This is a genomic window from Flavobacterium sp. RHBU_3 (assembly GCF_046613565.1).
GTDB lineage: Bacteria > Bacteroidota > Bacteroidia > Flavobacteriales > Flavobacteriaceae > Flavobacterium.
The window spans coordinates 275,598-292,206 of record NZ_JBKJHC010000003.1 but is presented as its reverse complement, the minus strand read 5'-3'; the positions used below and the strand labels follow the sequence as shown (position 1 = coordinate 292,206).

Sequence of the window (16,609 nt, the reverse complement as noted above, 5' to 3'; positions counted from 1 at the left end):
ATTTATATGAATGCTGCTTTGCAGTGTATTATGCTCTTTCTATAACAATAGCCGAAGCTCCACCACCGCCATTACAAATAGCAGCTGCACCGGTTTTGGCGTTGTTTTGTTCCAGTACGTTTATCAGTGTTACCAGTATACGCGCTCCTGATGCTCCAAGAGGATGCCCCAGTGATACAGCACCACCGTTTACGTTTATTTTGTTGCCGTCAAGGCCAAGGATTTTCGCATTGGCAAGGCCAACTACTGAGAAAGCTTCGTTAAACTCAAAGAAATCTACATCGTCTTTGGTTATGCCAGCTTTGTTAAGTGCCTTAGGTAATGCTTTAGCCGGAGCTGTAGTAAACCATTTTGGCTCCTGCTCGGCATCGGCGTAACCTTTTATGTAAGCAAGCGGTTTCAGTCCAAGGCTGTTCGCTTTTTCTTCACTCATAAGTACTAGTGCAGCGGCACCGTCGTTTATGGTAGAGGCATTGGCAGCAGTAACGGTACCATCTTTGGTAAACACAGCGTTAAGCGACGGAATCTTATCTAACTTTACGTTAGTGTATTCTTCGTCTTTGCTTACAATGATTGGTTCACCACGGCGCTGCGGTACAGCAACAGGGACAATTTCATTGTCAAACTTACCTGCATCCCATGCAGCAGCAGAGCGCTTGTATGAGTTAATAGCAAATTCATCCTGTTCTTCGCGGGTTATTTTATATTCGGTAGCGCACAGGTCGGCGCAAACTCCCATGGCATTATTGTCGTAAGCATCGGTTAGTCCGTCTTTTTGCAGACCGTCTAACATGGTTGCCGGACCAAATTTGTAACCATTCCTCATGTGTACATAATGCGGAATCTGGCTCATGCTTTCCATACCGCCGGCTACTACAATTTCTGCATCGCCCAGCATTATAGCCTGTGCAGCCTGGGTTACGGCTTTCATACCACTTGCACACACTTTGTTTACCGTAGTGGCTATTACACTATCCGGTAATCCGGCAAGCCTCGAAGCCTGCCTTGCGGGTGCCTGGCCTACACCGGCCTGTACCACATTGCCCATAAGCACTTCGTCTACCAGTGCAGGGTCAAGGTTTATTTTTTCTAGGGCACCTTTTATGGCTGCCGCGCCAAGTTGCGGAGCTGTTAGGGTAGATAGCCCGCCAAGGAAACTGCCGATAGGCGTACGTACCGCCGATACTATTACAACTTTTTTATCCATGGTTTTAAATGTCTTTACATTTATGTTGTTTGTATTGCGAATTTAATGATTTCTTTGGCTTAAAAAAATACTTTATTGAAAAATAATTATAAAATGGCTTGTCTTGTTAAAAATCGGAGAAAATTGAGGCATTATGATGAGAGTACTGTTTTATAAGCTAATATTGCAATTCAAATTTGTTTTTTGTTATGAATATAGTTGCAGTATTAATGGGGGTTGCTGCCCTTGTTTTTTTAGTGAATAAAGTATACCGTACGCCGGGCAAAGTAGTTTTTACAGAATCTGATAATGCTAACGATGCACCGCTGATTAATATAAATGAAGAGGTTCTTGCCGGGCTTAAGCTTGCAGCCGGAGATCAACTGGTATTTCAGGAAACTGCTACGGCGGGTGAAGTGTTTGTAAAAGCTAAAAATGCAGCCGGTGTGTACCAAACCATTGGCTCGTTAAGTGATATAGAGTTGTATAAAAAAGTACAACAGAAACGTGCCCGTGGCAAAGTAGCTTCGGCTGAAGGAAATACTGTCGTAGTTTCGTACAGCTTTTCGTAAAAAAATAAGCAGTATTAAATAGCAAAACTCCCTCATTTGAGGGAGTTTTTTGTTTGTATGTGGAGGCTCGAATTAACCTACCAGTGTAGCTGATAGTGTTTTTTCGGCATTAAGCACTTTAGATACCGGGCAAATTTCTTTTGCCTTTGCAGCAGTTTCCTGGAAATCCTGCTCTGTCATACCCGGAACGTTAGCTTCAAGTTTCAGGTGAATTTTAGTAATGGTACCGTCTTCAAAAGTTACCTGTGCTTCAGTAGTAAGGTCTTCAGGTGTAAAACCTTTTTCTGAGATTAAGAAGCTTAGCTGCATGGTAAAGCAACCGGAGTGCGCAGCGGCTATAAGCTCTTCTGGGTTAGTGCCTATACCGTCGGCAAAACGGGTTTTAAATGAAAGCTGGGTGTTGTTTAGCACGGTGCTTTGAGTTGTAACGCTACCTGCGCCTTCCATACCTGTACCTTTCCAGTTTGTGCTTGCGGTTCTTGTGAATTTCATGGTGATAATTTTTTAAAGTGATTATTTATTTGTTGTTGTTTTTAAAGATAGGGCTTAATCAGTAAAGTTATTTAATCTGTGAACTGTGCCTTGTTAAGCCTTTGTTATTTTTATTAGTATCAATCTGTTCTTGCATTTTGATGATACAAATGTACGGTGCTGGTAAAATGTGAATCAAATTAATAATTTTTTATCTTTATAAAATAATTTTATAATCATGACAATTCAGCAACTCCGTTATATAGTAGCGCTCGATGAACACCGCCATTTTGCAAGGGCTGCCGAAGAGAGTATGGTAACCCAGCCAGGACTTACCATACAGTTAAAAAATCTTGAAGAAGAGATAGGAATTAAAATTTTCGACCGTACAAAGGTGCCGTTAAAGCCTACAGCGGCTGGTGAGGAGATTATTTTGCGTGCCCGTAAGGTGCTTCGGGAAGCCGATGCTATACGTGATTTTGTGGTAAATAAGAAAAACGACCTGGATGGTACGGTAACACTTGGTGTTATCAGTACGCTGTCGCCGTATCTTATACCGCATTTTATTAAAGCGATGAGTGCCAGTGTGCCAAACATGAAGTTTATTATTCGGGAGAGCAATACGGGGCAATTGATGGCTGATCTGGAGACAGGTGCTATAGACATAGCGCTTATGGCTACGCCTACCGGTAATGGAGTGCTGAGAGAATATCCGGTTTTTCAGGAGCCGTTTGTGGCGTATTTAAATGAGGGGCATCCTATGGCGGAGGCTAAACATTATAAACTACAGCCACAGGACAGTCCTGAGTTATTGCTGCTTGAACATGAATACTGTTTTAATGCCCAGTTACTGGATATTTGCGGAATTAAAGATGGTGGTTTTAGCAAGGAGCGTTTTAAGTACGAGATAAATTCTATAGAGACGCTGAAAAACCTTGTTAGGGCAGGGTTGGGGTTTGCGTTGGTGCCGCAGCTTTCGGTACTTAATGAGCCTGAGTCGTTTATGTTTAAACCGTTTGAAGAGCCTGTGCCGGTACGCGAGATAAGCCTTGTAGTGGCTGATACCTTTACACGTAAGCTGCTACTGGAAAAAATGAGTGAGGCTATATGGAACTGCCTGCCCGAAAGCATAAGGCAAAACAAAGCCCATAAAAAAATCAGGTGGAATGATTCTCCTTACTTTATTGAAAAAGTTGCGGAGGCGATGAAGGGCTTGTAGTTTAGCCACGAATTACGCGAATTTTCATAAATTGATATGCGTTGTTCTATGTCGACGATAGGAGACATCTCTCTAATTAAATATTTGAGATTTCTCCGCTACGCTACGGTCGAAATGGAAGAAAGTAAGCGCCTTTTGAATTTGTGAAAATTAGTGTAATTCGTGGCTGAAAAGTACTAAAACATATCTTCAAACTGTGCATACAATTGGCCATCAGTAAGTGTGGCGCCCTGTTCCATAAGGCTGAAAATTTCTGCATTACGGTCTTCGCCAAAGTCCTTTTTACCACGTGTAACCTTTACCTCATCGTGAAAAATGTTTTCATTCAGCCACATCAGGCCGCTTTCGGTAGTAAGGTCGGCGGTAGGGGTGTGGGCATGTATAATAATGCTCTCCATGCTTTCCTTGCCCATTTTAAACAAAAATATATGATTCGGGCTGTAGTGTTCCAGCCACTGAGCTTTATCCAGCACGGCTTCCCATATAAGGTCGCTAAATACGTCGAGTTCCTGTTCTGCTACTTCCGGTTTTTCAACTTTCAGGGTGTCCCATTCATTACGGTCTATCTGTTGCGATGCCAGAAAACGGCTAAACTCCGGGTGTAGTTCTTCCAGTTGTTCTTTAGTAAGGCGGATGTATTTCATTGTTAAAATTTTGCCGCGAATTTCGCTAATTATCGCTAATTAAGGAAATGTATGACTGTATAATTTATTAGAAATGAATTGTGTGCGTTCTTAAAACTTGTGCCAAATAGCCTAAATAAAAAAGCCTTCCGGTTAGGGAAGGCTTAGTGTATCACTTATGCTAATTAGTTAGCGGCAGCAACCGGTTGCTCAGCAACGATTTCGTAAGGAAGTTCCACGATTACTTCGCGGTGTAGCCTTACAGAAGCAGTGTACTTACCTGTACGCTTAACAATACCGCTGGTGATGAATTTCTTGTCGATAGCCTGTCCGTTAGCCGCAAGGATCTCAGCAAGATCAGCGTTAGTAACAGAACCGAAAAGTTTTTCGCCACCTGCTTTAGCAGTAATTTTTATTTCGATAGCTTTGATAGCCTCAGCAGTAGCTTTAGCATCGCTTACAAGTTTTTGCTCTTTGAAAGCCCTTTGTTTAAGGTTCTCAGCAAGAACTTTTTTAGCAGAAGGAGTTGCAAGTGTTGCAAATCCTTGTGGTATAAGGAAGTTACGGCCGTATCCTGGCTTTACTGTAACTACATCATCTTTAAAACCTAAGTTTTGTACGTCTTGTTTAAGTATAAGTTCCATAATATTGCCTCTTTATTATTTTAGTAAGTCAGCCACATATGGCATTAGTGCTAGGTGACGTGCCCTTTTAACGGCTACAGATACTTTCCTTTGGTATTTTAGTGAAGTACCGGTAAGGCGACGAGGAAGGATTTTACCTTGCTCGTTTACAAATTTAAGTAGGAAATCTGCATCTTTGTAATCTACATACTTGATACCTGATTTCTTGAAACGGCAATACTTTTTAGTCTTGTTTGTCTCTATGTTTAAAGGCGTAAGATACCTGATATCTCCGTCTTTTTTTCCTTTAGCTGACTGCTCTATTGTTGACATAATTAGTTTGCTTTAGCTTTTAGTTTTTCCCTTCTTCTTTCTGCCCATGAAATCGCGTGTTTGTCAAGCGCTACAGTTAGGAAACGCATAACCCTTTCGTCACGACGGAATTCAGTTTCAAAGCCGATTAGTGCATCAGCAGGAGCTTTGAATTCAAACAGGTGGTAAAACCCGCTTTTTTTGTTTTGGATTTCATAAGCCAGTTTCTTAAGGCCCCAATCCTCTTTTGATACAAACTCGGCACCCTTAGAAGTAAGGTAGTCTTCAAACTTACTTACTGTTTCCTTTACCTGGGTTTCAGATAAAACGGGATTCAAGATGAAAACAGTTTCATAGTGATTCATAGTACTATATAAATTTTGTTATAAAATTGGCTGCAAAGGTAATTCTTTTTATTTAATGTGCAACCTTAATTTTTTAGTTTTTTCCCTATTATCTAAAACGAAAAAAAACATTATATTTGTAAGCATTCCATCAAAAAAAAGCATAATACTGATTACTAAAACTTTCAAAAAAATATAAAAAGATGAAACTGAACTGTGTTGTTGTTGATGATAGCACAATACAAAGGATTACCATCGCTAAACTTGTAAATGAGCATCCTAACCTTACGTTAGTAGGCGATTTTTCAAATGCTTCCGAAACGCGCAATTGTATATTGCACAAACATGTTGATTTGCTTTTTTTGGATATTGAAATGCCGGTACAAACAGGTTTTGACTTGCTCGATGGTCTTAAGGTGCGGCCACAAATAATTTTTGTGTCTTCAAAATCAGATTATGCACTTAAGGCTTTTGACTATGCAGCGCTTGATTACCTGCACAAACCAGTAACCAAAGACAGGTTTAATAAAGCTGTACAAAAGGCAATTGACATGAAACTGCTCCAAAAAGAAGGAGTAGAGGAAGAAGGCGAGTTTATCTTTGTAAAGAGCAACCTTAAAAACTTTAAGGTGTACATTTCTAAAATCCGCTGGGTGGAAGCTTTTGGTGATTATATTAAAATTATTACCGAAGACGATTCTCATTTGGTACTGTCTACCATGAAATCATTTGAGAGTGAACTCCCCGCAGACAAGTTTATGCGTGTACACAAGTCCTATATTATTAACCTGGATAAGGTAGAACGCTTTAACAGCAAGTTTGCTGAAATAGGCGATACAAAAATTCCATTGAGCCGTAACAAGAAAGAAGATCTTGTAGCAGTGCTAAACAGGCCACAATAAATTGCCTGTAAAAAAAAGCTTATAAAAACCTCTCCACTACAACATACATTTCAGACTGCTTTTGCAGTCTGTTTTGTTTTAATATGGGTCTACATTAGGGGTAACCTTTACAGAACGGTACTGGGCTATGGTATCCATACTTTCCAGTATGCGGGTTATATTTCGTTTTGTGGTGCCAAGTGCCGCACCTAGGGGGATCTTTACTATAATGGTACGTATGTATTCATTACGTATACGGCTAATAGAAGGTTCTTCCGGACCCAGTATCGGGATGTTTAAATGTTGTTTTAATACGTTGTACAGCCAAAACGATGCTTCTTTCAGCTTTTCGTAATCGCGGTGCTTTAGTGTAAGGCGTACCATTCTGTAATATGGAGGATACTTAAAGTTTTTACGTTCGTAAAGCTGCTCCTTAAACATGCCTTCGTAGTCGCCTTCGGTTACCTGCTGAATAATATTGTGTAGCGGATTGTACGTTTGTATGTACACCTTGCCCCGGTCGTATTTACGCCCTGCACGGCCCGCCACCTGAACCATCATTTGGTACGCACGTTCAAACGCCCTGAAATCAGGTTGGTGCAGCATATTGTCGGCATTAAGGATGCCTACCATGCCCACATTGTCAAAATCAAGTCCTTTGGCCAGCATTTGTGTGCCCACCAGTATGTCTATTTCACGGTTTTTAAATGCGTCAATTATCTTTTCGTAACCGTGCTTGCCCTTGGTGGTGTCCTGGTCCATACGCCAGGTATTACGCTTCGGGAATATTCCCTGCAATTCCTGCTCTATCTGTTCGGTGCCAAAGCCCTTGGTGCTTATATCTAAACTATGGCACTGGTGACAATGCGTAGGCATGGCCATCGTATAGGCGCAGTAGTGGCAACGCAACTGGTTTTTGTATTTATAATAGGTAAGGCTTACATCGCATTGAGGGCATTGTGGTACGTGTCCGCAGTTCATGCACTCTACCCAGGGCGAGTAGCCTCTGCGGTTTTGAAACAGTATTATCTGCTTGCCTTGTGTTAGCGTTTCGGCTATGGCTTCCTGAAGCGTGTCGCTAAAATGCCCGGTCATTTGCTTGCGCTTGTACTTGTCTTTCAGGTCTACCAGAATAATTTCCGGGGGAAGTACACGCCCGTAGCGTTCCTTAAGTTCGGCGTAACCGTATTTACCACTTTGTACATTGGTGTAGCTTTCTATGCTTGGTGTAGCCGAACCCAACAGTACTTTTGCCTCAAAATAATTTGCCAGTACAATAGCCGCATCGCGGGCATGATAGCGCGGTGCAGGGTCTTGCTGCTTAAAGGTCTGCTCGTGTTCCTCGTCTATTACAATAAGGCCAAGGTTTTGAAACGGCAGGAACAAAGCCGACCGCGCTCCTATAACCACCTGCGCTTTTTCGCTTTGCTGCAACACTTGGTTCCAAACCTCTATGCGTTCGTTATTGGTGTATTTGCTGTGGAATACTGCTACTTTATTACCAAAATAAGCCGACAGCCGGTGAACCAACTGTGTGGTGAGCGCAATTTCTGGCAGCAGGTACAATACCTGTTTACCGGAATTGATGTATTCTTCAATGAGTTGTATGTATACCTCGGTTTTCCCGCTGCTGGTAATGCCGTGCAGCAGGGTAACAGGTAGTAGTTCAAAGCTGGCCTTAATGGTGTTTAGCGCCACCTGCTGACGGTCGCTGAGTTTAAAACCGGCATCGCCGCTTTCGGAAAAGCTTACACGGTCTTCCTGCAAAAAGTATTCTTCAAAAATGTTTTTATCGATGAGCGACTTTAATACCGCCGGTGTACTTCCTGCCGATTCCAGCAGGGCTTTTACCGTAATGGGCTTACGTTCGCGTGCCTGTAGCTGAAAATAGTGCAGTACCAGTTCGCGCTGTTTTTGCGCACGGCTTAGCAGTTCCAGCAACCCGCTGAGTTGTTCCTCTTGTAAAAACTCCTCCTGTAGCCGCACGTAGCGAATAACCTTTGGTTTGTATTTTTCGGCAATTTCCTCCTGTAGCAGCACCACGTTTTTTGTAATCAGGCGGTTTAGGGTAGGGAGTACCTTTTTTTTATTCAGTATAGCGGCAACCTCTTCTACCTTAAGTGCGCTCTGTTTTTGCAGTGCTTCGTAAATCAGGTATTCGTCGTCGGTGAGTTGGCCCGCATCCGGGGTAAAATCTTTCTTTGGGGTAATTATCGTTTCGCTTTCCAGCAGCAGCCCGCTGGGCAGGGCATTGCGGTACACCTCGCCCACGGTACACATATAGTACGATGCTATCCACTCCCAGTGTTTTAGCTGGTTAGCGGTTACAATAGGAGCATCATCCAGGATTTGGTCAATGTCCTTAGCCTGATAGAGTTGGGGAGGGTTTTGGTGTAGCGAATGTACCAGCCCTGTGTACAGCTTGTTTTTACCAAAGGGCACCGCCACGCGCATACCGGGCTGCAAAAACGCGTACTCCGCCGCATTGACCGAGTAGGTAAAGGTTTTTGGCACAGCCAGCGGCAGTATCACTTCAATAAAATAAGGCATGGAGTGTGTTTAGGGCAAAGATAAGAAGAAAGTAGTTATGCTATTTAAAAAGAAAAACCTGCAATTTTGTTACGGGTTGGTGTGGTGCTACTTTTTTCTAATTTCTGTAAGTATTTGTGAAATCTCTTTATATTGATTTATCCATATTACATTAAATCCTAGGTTATTTGCATCTTGCTCTTCAATGTTCTCCAATACAGGTATTACTTTTCGATCATTCTTAGAAAGATTTTGATTTTCAGGATATAAATCTTCAAGTGTGTAACGTTTTTTTATTATATAATGATTTTTTTCTCGTTTACCATTTTTTCTTGCTGACACATCAAGTAATCTTCTCATATTTGGGTCAGTTAAACTAATTCCTATAAACAAGCATGTGCTATTATTTAGATGACTTAATTGAACAAGATTACCCCAACTAAATGGATCAATAAACTGCGTGTGATATGCATCTTCACTAAATACGACTTCATTCTCGTTTGTAAGTTCAATTTTTCGAGGAAGAAATCCATGAGGATGGTAAATAGGTAATTCTTCATCACTAAATCTTTCGCCTTCTTTGTAAATAGATTTGAAATCTATTTTTTCTTTTAGAAGCTTCTCTTCAATCAAATCGTCAAAATTAAAAGTTATAATAGCTTTCAAAGGATGACGGTTTCTTTTTTGCCGACATAGTTCTATAATTTGTTCAATTGTTGAACTTTCATCTGTACAGTCCTTATATAAAGTATCTCTTACGGTCGAAGTGAACTTATTTCCTAACATAGTTTTTAAATACTGAGCAAGAATTAGAGGACTGACATTTATTCTTTTTAAAAAAAGATTAGCTAATTTATCATCCAGATTTGGTATTTCATGTGGATTCTCAGAATAGATTGCTTTTAATAATGATTTCAAAAGTATATTCCATGTAGGTATTTTTGCATCATAAGAAATGCCTGCACCACAGAATAAAGTTAAATTGCCATTTCTAAAAGAGTCTTTTAAACTTTTTATTTGATATTCATAAGATTCAACTTGAAAATTTTCAACATCACGATCTGGCTCTTGTAATTTAATATTATTTTTTCTTTTTAAAGCTCTGATGAGTTTGTTATATCCTTCTTCGAAGGAAAGCCGAAAATCGGCATATAATCTTTCTCTTAAAAATGATGGAATTTCACAATCTTCAATAAGTGCGGGAAGAATTATAGTTATATCTTTTGAAATTTCATTTAGGCGAGTAATTCCTAACTCATGATTTACCCATTGGGAACTAACTCCCGCTTTTGAAAGTATTACGATCAGATAATCAATGTCCTTGAGAGCATTATTAACTTCTTCAATGATGTTATCATCGTTAGCAATACCATGACGACCGATTAAGACATCAATCTTATCTTTTTTCAACCTTTCAGTTAATTTCATTGTAAAATCGTTGTCTTGGTAGCTATAGCTGATAAATATTCTCGCCATAATTGTTGGTTTAAGATTTTGCAATTTAACAAAAAAATCCCGCAGTTTTCACCACAGGATTTCCTAATATTCAGAGATTTCTCGACTCCGCTGCGCTGCGCTCGAAATGGAAGAAAAAAATTACTCCTCACTTTCCTGTTGCCCCATCATCATAAGATAGGCTTTCAGGAACGGGTCTATTTCGCCGTTCATAATGCCGTCTACATCGCTGCTTTCGTGTGCGGTGCGTACGTCTTTAACCAGCTTGTACGGGTGCATTACATAGTTACGTATTTGCGAACCCCACTCAATTTTCATTTTGTTGGCTTCAATTTCGTCGCGCATTGCCTGGCGTTTCTTCAGCTCTATTTCATAAAGCTGCGATTTCAGGAGCTGCATCGCCTTAATCTTATTATCCAGCTGCGAGCGCGTTTCCGAGTTTTCAATGATAATCCCGGTAGGGTGGTGGCGTAGGCGTACCGCGGTTTCCACCTTGTTTACGTTCTGTCCGCCCGCACCGCTGCTTCGCATGGTTTCCCAACTGATGTCGGCAGGGCTAATCTCAATTTCTATGGTATCGTCGGCAAGCGGGTACACGTACACCGATGCAAACGACGTGTGGCGCTTGGCATTACTGTCAAACGGGGAAATGCGCACCAATCGGTGTACGCCGTTTTCGCCCTTAAGCCAGCCAAAGCTGTAATCGCCTTCAAACTCCAGCGTTACGGTTTTAATACCGGCAACCTCCCCCTCCTGAAAGTTGAGTTCCTTTACCTTATAGCCGTGTTTTTCGCCCCACATTATGTACATACGCATAAGCATACTGGCCCAGTCGCAGCTTTCGGTACCACCGGCACCGGCTGTAATTTGCAGTACGGCACTCATGCTGTCACCTTCGTCCGATAGCATGTTTTTAAACTCCAGGTTTTCTATATGGGTAAGTACTTCGTGGTACTGGTTGTCGAGTTCTTCCTCGGTAACATCGCCCTCCTTAAAAAAGTCGAACATTATTTGTAATTCCTCGGCTAACTCGTTGGCTTTGTTATAGTCTTCCACCCACTTTTTCTTGCCGCGCAGGTTGCGCACAATAAGCTCGGCCTGCTTGGCGTTGTTCCAAAAATCAGGGGCGTAGGTCTTTTCTTCTTCGTTGGTTATTTCTATTAACTTCCTGTCGATGTCAAAGATACCTCCTCAGTGCTCCAAGGCGCTCCATAATACCTTTAATTTGTTCGGTATTTGTCATAAAAAATGTAGTTTTGTAATTGCTTACAAAAATAAGCGATACTTTTCATAATATGGAAATTAATTTAATTAGCGATACGGTTACCAAACCATCACACGAAATGCTGCAACAAATGTTTCGCGCACGTGTGGGAGACGATGTTTATAAACAAGACCCTTCGGTAAACGAACTGGAGGAAACGGTGGCAGGGCTTTTTGGCAAAGAAGCCGGGCTGTTTTTTCCCAGCGGTACCATGGCAAACCAAACCGCAATTAAACTGCATACCCAGCCGGGTGATGAGCTTATCTGCGATAAATGGGCGCACGTGTACAACTACGAAGGTGGCGGTGCTGCGTTTAACAGTGGTGTGTCGTGCAAGCTGATAGACGGTAACCGTGGTATGGTTACGGCACAGCAGGTACAGGAGGCTATAAACCCGCCTGATTTTTACCACAGTCCGCTTACATCATTGGTATGCATAGAAAATACAACTAACAAAGGGGGAGGTGCGTGCTATGACCTGCAAACCCTACGTGATATAAAAGAGGTTTGTACCCAAAACAACCTTAAATACCACCTGGACGGCGCCCGTCTGTGGAATGCCCTTGTGGCAAAGCGCCAGCACCCGCGCCAGTTTGGCGAACTGTTTGATACGGTATCGGTATGCCTTAGCAAGGGGCTTGGTGCCCCGGTAGGTTCGGTACTGGTGGGCAGCAAAGCCGATATGAACCGTGCGCTGCGCATCCGTAAGGTGCTTGGTGGCGGCATGAGGCAGGCCGGTTATCTTGCTGCTGCGGGTATGTATGCACTACAGCACAACGTAGGCCGCCTGGAGGAAGACCACCGCCGTGCGAAACAGCTGGGCCAACTGCTGAGCCAACTTCCGTGGGTGGCAAAAGTGGAACCTGTGGAAACAAACATCCTGATTTTTACGCTTCGAGAGGGTTTCAACGAAACGGCTGTAATAGAAAAACTGAAACAAAAAAGCATTTTTATCAGCTCTATGGGGCAGGGCAAATTACGTATAGTAACCCACCTGGATTATAAAGAGGTAATGCACCAGTATGTAGTGGAAACGCTGAGCAGGTTTACGGTTTAATTTTGTTTAAAGTTTAAGGTTTAAAGTTGCTTACTCGAACCGTACGGTTTCAGTTTATGAAAAAGTTACTTCCATTACTCACTATGGCTATGAGTTTGGTTTCCTGTAAGAAATCAAATGAGGAGATTGTGGCTTCGCATCAGTGGAAGTTTGGCGAAGGGGCACATGACCTTGGCGATTGGGTAAACTTTCCCAAAAAAAGTAACCCGCTACATAACGATACTATATTTAAAGATAATATACCCACAGCAATAATTGATTCTGTCTACCATAATTATGACCATTATATACTTGTGATCCGCTCGGTAAAGACAGGTCAAAAAGGACTTTATTTTGAAAAAGGGGAAGTAGACTAATTTTTATTATCCTTTATCACTTTCGGCATGTCCATAGATTTTCTGAAATTCAGGAAGCAGTTTCATGAAATTTTCCATTTCTTCCTTTTTTTGGTCAACAACCGAAGGGTGAAACATACCGTCAACTTTAAATACTATTTTGTATTCCCGTTTCTTTTGGAATACCACATTTTCATTTAGTGGTGAAATTGTTTGTGGGTATTCTGTGTCGATATAATGCAATTCCAAATTTTGCGGCAGAGGAGTGACTTTCTTCTTATCCTTGTACCATCCGTAATCATTTATTGAGGTAAACTCGCTGGCAGATATTTCATACACTTCCCTGCCAAAGCTGTTCCATAAAAGCGACCTTGAAAGGAATACCACAAACGCCCCCAGGAATACAGCCCCGATAAGCTTGCCGAAAGGGCTGCCGCCCGGTACAAAAAGTATCCCTATAGCCAATACAGCACATGCAACATTAATTACCAGGAATAATATCCTGAAAATAATATTGGCAGGCTTCACTTTGAACTCAAGCCCTATTTCATTCGGTTTTATTGTAGCATGTATCATGATTGGTTGGCTTTATAATGTAAGAGTGAGCAACAATGAACCATAAACAATAAACAAACTAACCTTCAAGCAGATCCGGCCTACGGGTTTTAGTATGTTCATATGCCATGTCCTCACGCCATTTGTCTATGTTTGCCTGGTGACCGCTTAATAGGATATCCGGCACTTTCCAGCCTTTGTATTCGGCCGGGCGGGTATATACCGGTGGGGCAAGCAGGTTGTCCTGAAAGCTGTCGGTAAGGGCAGAGGTTTCATTGCTCAATACACCCGGAATCAGGCGTATGATAGAATCTGCCACAACAGCAGCGGCAAGCTCACCACCCGATAGCACAAAATCACCTATAGATATTTCTTTAGTAATAAACTGGTCGCGCACGCGCTGGTCTACACCTTTGTAATGCCCGCACAAGATTATGATGTTCTTTAAAAGCGACATACTGTTTGCCATCCCCTGGTTTAGCGTTTCTCCGTCCGGGGTCATATAAATCACCTCGTCGTACTCGCGCTCAGCTTTCAGTTTGCTTATGCACAGGTCTATGGGTTCAATAGACATCACCATACCCGCACCGCCGCCAAACTGGTAGTCGTCTACGTTTTTGTGCTTGTTAGTGCTGTAATCCCTAAGGTTGTGCAGGTGTACTTCTACCAGGCCTTTGTCTATGGCACGTTTCAGGATAGAAGCCTCAAATGGGCTGCGTAATAACTCAGGTAATACGGTAATGATATCGATGCGCATTTTCTAATATATCAATTTTTCAATGTGCAAATGTAACAATTAAAGGCGGTGCATAAAACATTGTGTATACAGTATTTGATGTGCCAATTTTTTAATGAATTAATGTAGCAATTAAACCCAAGCCAGTAAACACGTTGCCAAAAATTGATTAATTGTTACATTAAACCATTTTTACATTAATTATACCCCGAATTGCTTCAGGTGGTGGTCAAGGTGTTTCCATTGGGCGGTATCTATTTCCTCATAGGTCATTTTCCCGAATAGTGGATGATCGGTTACCTTAATGCCATCATGGCCTTCGCGGCTAAACTTGGCCACCAATTCTTTAAGTTGAGTTTTCGCCGTTTCAAAGTGTGGTTCGTGTGTTACTTTGAACTCTTTTGCTGTAGGCATGCCTTTACCAAAAGGATGCACACTGGTAAATTGTTTCTTTATACTTTTTCCGAACAAGAACTTCAAAAGCGGGTTTACTTTAAGTTGGCGTGTACCGTATACTACCTGTAAAGGCATTTGGCAGTGTTCCAGCATCTGGCTCACAGTCATTACGCCCCATTCAGATAGTTTTATAGGGGTAAGTTTGTCTATACGGTCTAATATATGCTGATTCCCTACCGGGTGAAAAAGGCTTTCCATAATGGTGATTTTTAACGTATCAAAATTAAGAATAATTCTCAGTTATTTATCCCCGATAATAGTGTGTAAACCTCTTTTTATTATTTTTTTGACGAATTGAATTGGTCATTATTCTAATATTTTTATTTCGAGGAATAGTACATCTTTGATGTAATCTAAAAGTAACCAATCAGGTAATTTATGTATCATTCCCTTCTTAAGTTTGAGATAAGGCAAAATGTTAAGAGCAATACCCTTTCGTACTTCGTTTTCTTCTTCTGTGTATCCATCGTCTTTTACCCTATTATCATAGAACAAAACGCATAATGCCGTGAGTAATATTTCTTTTTTAAATTGTAAATAGTTACTGTTGTCTATTGCGTCTATAAAGAGTGCAATATTTGCTTCATCAGCTAAAATGATTTCTTCGTCCTGTTCAAAAAAATAAAGATTAGGATGTTTCCCCCAAACGTCTAAAATTTGCTTGTCTATTTTAATAGTATTCAAATCAATGTGATTAAAGACATTCATATTGCAGTTATTGCAAGGTAGTGCAATCAAATTTTCATAATCCGAAAAAGTCGTTGCGGTATCATTAACTTCTAAATGAATATTTTGTGCACAGTTAGCACAGTATTTAGTTAATTGTGTTAGCATACTGGTATGTTAAGGGATACCAAATTTACTGTTTTGATATGAGTTACCTCCACAAATAAATTTGTAAATTTGCTGCTTCAAATAAACTTGATAGATAATGGAAAACGGAATTTACGCAAAATTTCATACTTCAAAAGGAGATATCCTTGTGAAACTTACTTACGATCTTACTCCGGGGACTGTGGGCAACTTTGTGGGCCTTGCCGAGGGTAACCTTGATAACGATGCTAAGCCGATGGGCAAACCATATTATGACGGACTGGTATTCCACCGTGTTATTTCTGACTTTATGATTCAGGGCGGATGCCCGCTGGGCAAAGGTACAGGCGGTCCTGGTTACCAATTTGACGATGAGTTTCACCCAAGCCTTAAACACGATGGCCCGGGTGTACTAAGTATGGCTAACGCCGGTCCTGGGTCTAACGGATCTCAGTTCTTTATTACGCACGTGGCTACTCCGTGGTTAGACAACAAACATACTGTGTTTGGAAACGTAGTTGAAGGACAGGATGTGGTTGATGCTATTCAGCAAGGTGATAAAATAGAGCAGCTTGAGATTATTCGTGTGGGTGAAGAAGCCCAAAAATGGAATGCAATAGAGGCCTTTCGTACCTTTGAAGGGTCGCGTGAAAAACGTATTGCCGAGCAAAAACGCCAGGCTGAGGAAGCTCTTGAAAAACTTGCAGCAGGTTTCGAAAAAACTGAAAGCGGTCTTCGCTACCAAATAATTCAAAAAGGTAACGGTAAAAAAGCAGAAGCCGGCCGTAAAGTATCAGTACACTACAAAGGTGCTCTTGAAAACGGTATGGAGTTCGATTCGTCTTACAAGCGTAAGCAGCCTATTGAATTCCCATTAGGACAAGGCCACGTGATTGAAGGCTGGGATGAAGGTATCGCCCTGCTTCAGGTAGGTGACAAAGCCCGTTTTGTTATTCCGTCGTACCTTGGTTACGGTTCTCGTGGTGCAGGTGGTGTTATCCCTCCGGATGCTACACTTATTTTCGACGTAGAACTTATGGACGTGAAATAGTATTAAGACTTTAGTTCGAAGTATTAAGATAGAAGGCTGCCCAGTTGGGCAGCCTTCATTTTTAGGAAAGGTATATATAAAAAACGAGTATGCCTATTAATCTCTTAATTCTTAATACTCCCACCTT

General features: G+C 41.5%; 19 protein-coding genes. 6 read left to right on the top strand and 13 right to left on the bottom strand.

Features of this window, described 5'->3' with window-relative positions:
* Positions 1-28: 28 nt before the first annotated feature.
* On the bottom strand, positions 29-1,207 hold the full coding sequence (locus tag ACLI1A_RS05620) for an acetyl-CoA C-acyltransferase (RefSeq protein ID WP_411406976.1): 1,179 nt from the start codon (positions 1,205-1,207) through the stop codon (positions 29-31).
* Between the two features lie 188 nt (positions 1,208-1,395).
* On the opposite strand from ACLI1A_RS05620, the gene ACLI1A_RS05615 reads away from it, so the two are divergent.
* A complete protein-coding gene (locus ACLI1A_RS05615) occupies positions 1,396-1,758 on the top strand; it encodes a hypothetical protein (RefSeq protein ID WP_411406974.1) in 363 nt (120 codons plus the stop codon).
* A 72-nt stretch (positions 1,759-1,830) separates the two neighbouring features.
* On the opposite strand, the gene ACLI1A_RS05610 is transcribed toward ACLI1A_RS05615, so the two are convergent.
* On the bottom strand, positions 1,831-2,250 hold the full coding sequence (locus ACLI1A_RS05610) for an OsmC family protein (RefSeq protein ID WP_411406972.1): 420 nt from the start codon (positions 2,248-2,250) through the stop codon (positions 1,831-1,833).
* Between the two features lie 217 nt (positions 2,251-2,467).
* Here ACLI1A_RS05610 and ACLI1A_RS05605 point away from each other — a divergent pair, with 217 nt between their 5' ends.
* Positions 2,468-3,448, top strand: a complete 981-nt coding sequence (locus ACLI1A_RS05605; protein ID WP_411406970.1) for a hydrogen peroxide-inducible genes activator — start codon at positions 2,468-2,470, stop codon at positions 3,446-3,448.
* A gap of 176 nt (positions 3,449-3,624) precedes the next feature.
* On the opposite strand, the gene ACLI1A_RS05600 is transcribed toward ACLI1A_RS05605, so the two are convergent.
* The 4 genes from ACLI1A_RS05600 to rpsF form a co-directional block, all read right to left on the bottom strand.
* Positions 3,625-4,092 carry a DUF6495 family protein gene (locus tag ACLI1A_RS05600; protein ID WP_411406968.1) on the bottom strand — a complete coding sequence of 156 codons (468 nt, stop codon included), beginning with the start codon at positions 4,090-4,092 and terminating at the stop codon, positions 3,625-3,627.
* 164 nt (positions 4,093-4,256) lie between these two features.
* Positions 4,257-4,715 carry a 50S ribosomal protein L9 gene (gene rplI, locus ACLI1A_RS05595; protein WP_411406966.1) on the bottom strand — a complete coding sequence of 153 codons (459 nt, stop codon included), beginning with the start codon at positions 4,713-4,715 and terminating at the stop codon, positions 4,257-4,259.
* Between the two features lie 15 nt (positions 4,716-4,730).
* A complete protein-coding gene (rpsR, locus tag ACLI1A_RS05590; protein ID WP_322624722.1) occupies positions 4,731-5,027 on the bottom strand; it encodes a 30S ribosomal protein S18 in 297 nt (98 codons plus the stop codon).
* Positions 5,028-5,029: 2 nt separating this feature from the next.
* Positions 5,030-5,371: a 30S ribosomal protein S6 gene (rpsF, locus tag ACLI1A_RS05585; protein WP_411406964.1), complete on the bottom strand. Its 342-nt coding sequence runs from the start codon at positions 5,369-5,371 to the stop codon at positions 5,030-5,032.
* Positions 5,372-5,553: 182 nt separating this feature from the next.
* Here rpsF and ACLI1A_RS05580 point away from each other — a divergent pair, with 182 nt between their 5' ends.
* Entirely contained in the window at positions 5,554-6,252 is a 699-nt protein-coding gene (locus ACLI1A_RS05580) for a LytR/AlgR family response regulator transcription factor (RefSeq protein ID WP_411406962.1), read from the top strand.
* 78 nt (positions 6,253-6,330) lie between these two features.
* Here the strand turns inward: ACLI1A_RS05580 and priA are convergent, their stop codons facing one another.
* The 3 genes from priA to prfB all read right to left on the bottom strand — a co-directional run bounded on the left by priA (position 6,331) and on the right by prfB (position 11,458).
* On the bottom strand, positions 6,331-8,781 hold the full coding sequence (gene priA, locus ACLI1A_RS05575) for a primosomal protein N' (protein WP_411406960.1): 2,451 nt from the start codon (positions 8,779-8,781) through the stop codon (positions 6,331-6,333).
* A gap of 87 nt (positions 8,782-8,868) precedes the next feature.
* Complete coding sequence (locus ACLI1A_RS05570; RefSeq protein WP_411406958.1) at positions 8,869-10,236, bottom strand: TIR domain-containing protein; 1,368 nt, start codon at positions 10,234-10,236, stop codon at positions 8,869-8,871.
* A 120-nt stretch (positions 10,237-10,356) separates the two neighbouring features.
* A protein-coding gene (prfB, locus tag ACLI1A_RS05565) for a peptide chain release factor 2 (protein ID WP_411406956.1) occupies positions 10,357-11,458 on the bottom strand; the annotation gives its coding sequence in 2 pieces (ribosomal slippage) (positions 10,357-11,394 and positions 11,396-11,458; 1,101 coding nt in all).
* A 52-nt stretch (positions 11,459-11,510) separates the two neighbouring features.
* On the opposite strand from prfB, the gene ACLI1A_RS05560 reads away from it, so the two are divergent.
* Positions 11,511-12,536, top strand: a complete 1,026-nt coding sequence (locus ACLI1A_RS05560) for a threonine aldolase family protein (RefSeq protein ID WP_411406954.1) — start codon at positions 11,511-11,513, stop codon at positions 12,534-12,536.
* A gap of 56 nt (positions 12,537-12,592) precedes the next feature.
* Positions 12,593-12,892 (top strand): hypothetical protein, encoded by a 300-nt coding sequence (locus tag ACLI1A_RS05555; protein WP_411406952.1) that lies wholly within the window; start codon positions 12,593-12,595, stop codon positions 12,890-12,892.
* Positions 12,893-12,898: 6 nt separating this feature from the next.
* On the opposite strand, the gene ACLI1A_RS05550 is transcribed toward ACLI1A_RS05555, so the two are convergent.
* From ACLI1A_RS05550 to ACLI1A_RS05535, 4 genes are all read right to left on the bottom strand, one after another.
* Positions 12,899-13,447 carry a hypothetical protein gene (locus ACLI1A_RS05550; protein WP_411406950.1) on the bottom strand — a complete coding sequence of 183 codons (549 nt, stop codon included), beginning with the start codon at positions 13,445-13,447 and terminating at the stop codon, positions 12,899-12,901.
* A gap of 58 nt (positions 13,448-13,505) precedes the next feature.
* Entirely contained in the window at positions 13,506-14,183 is a 678-nt protein-coding gene (trmD, locus tag ACLI1A_RS05545) for a tRNA (guanosine(37)-N1)-methyltransferase TrmD (protein WP_411406948.1), read from the bottom strand.
* A 180-nt stretch (positions 14,184-14,363) separates the two neighbouring features.
* Complete coding sequence (locus tag ACLI1A_RS05540) at positions 14,364-14,816, bottom strand: DUF1569 domain-containing protein (RefSeq protein WP_411406946.1); 453 nt, start codon at positions 14,814-14,816, stop codon at positions 14,364-14,366.
* A gap of 108 nt (positions 14,817-14,924) precedes the next feature.
* Complete coding sequence (locus tag ACLI1A_RS05535; protein ID WP_411406944.1) at positions 14,925-15,452, bottom strand: hypothetical protein; 528 nt, start codon at positions 15,450-15,452, stop codon at positions 14,925-14,927.
* Between the two features lie 97 nt (positions 15,453-15,549).
* Between ACLI1A_RS05535 and ACLI1A_RS05530 the strand changes: the two genes are divergently transcribed.
* A complete protein-coding gene (locus ACLI1A_RS05530; RefSeq protein WP_411406942.1) occupies positions 15,550-16,482 on the top strand; it encodes a peptidylprolyl isomerase in 933 nt (310 codons plus the stop codon).
* Positions 16,483-16,609: the final 127 nt, after the last annotated feature.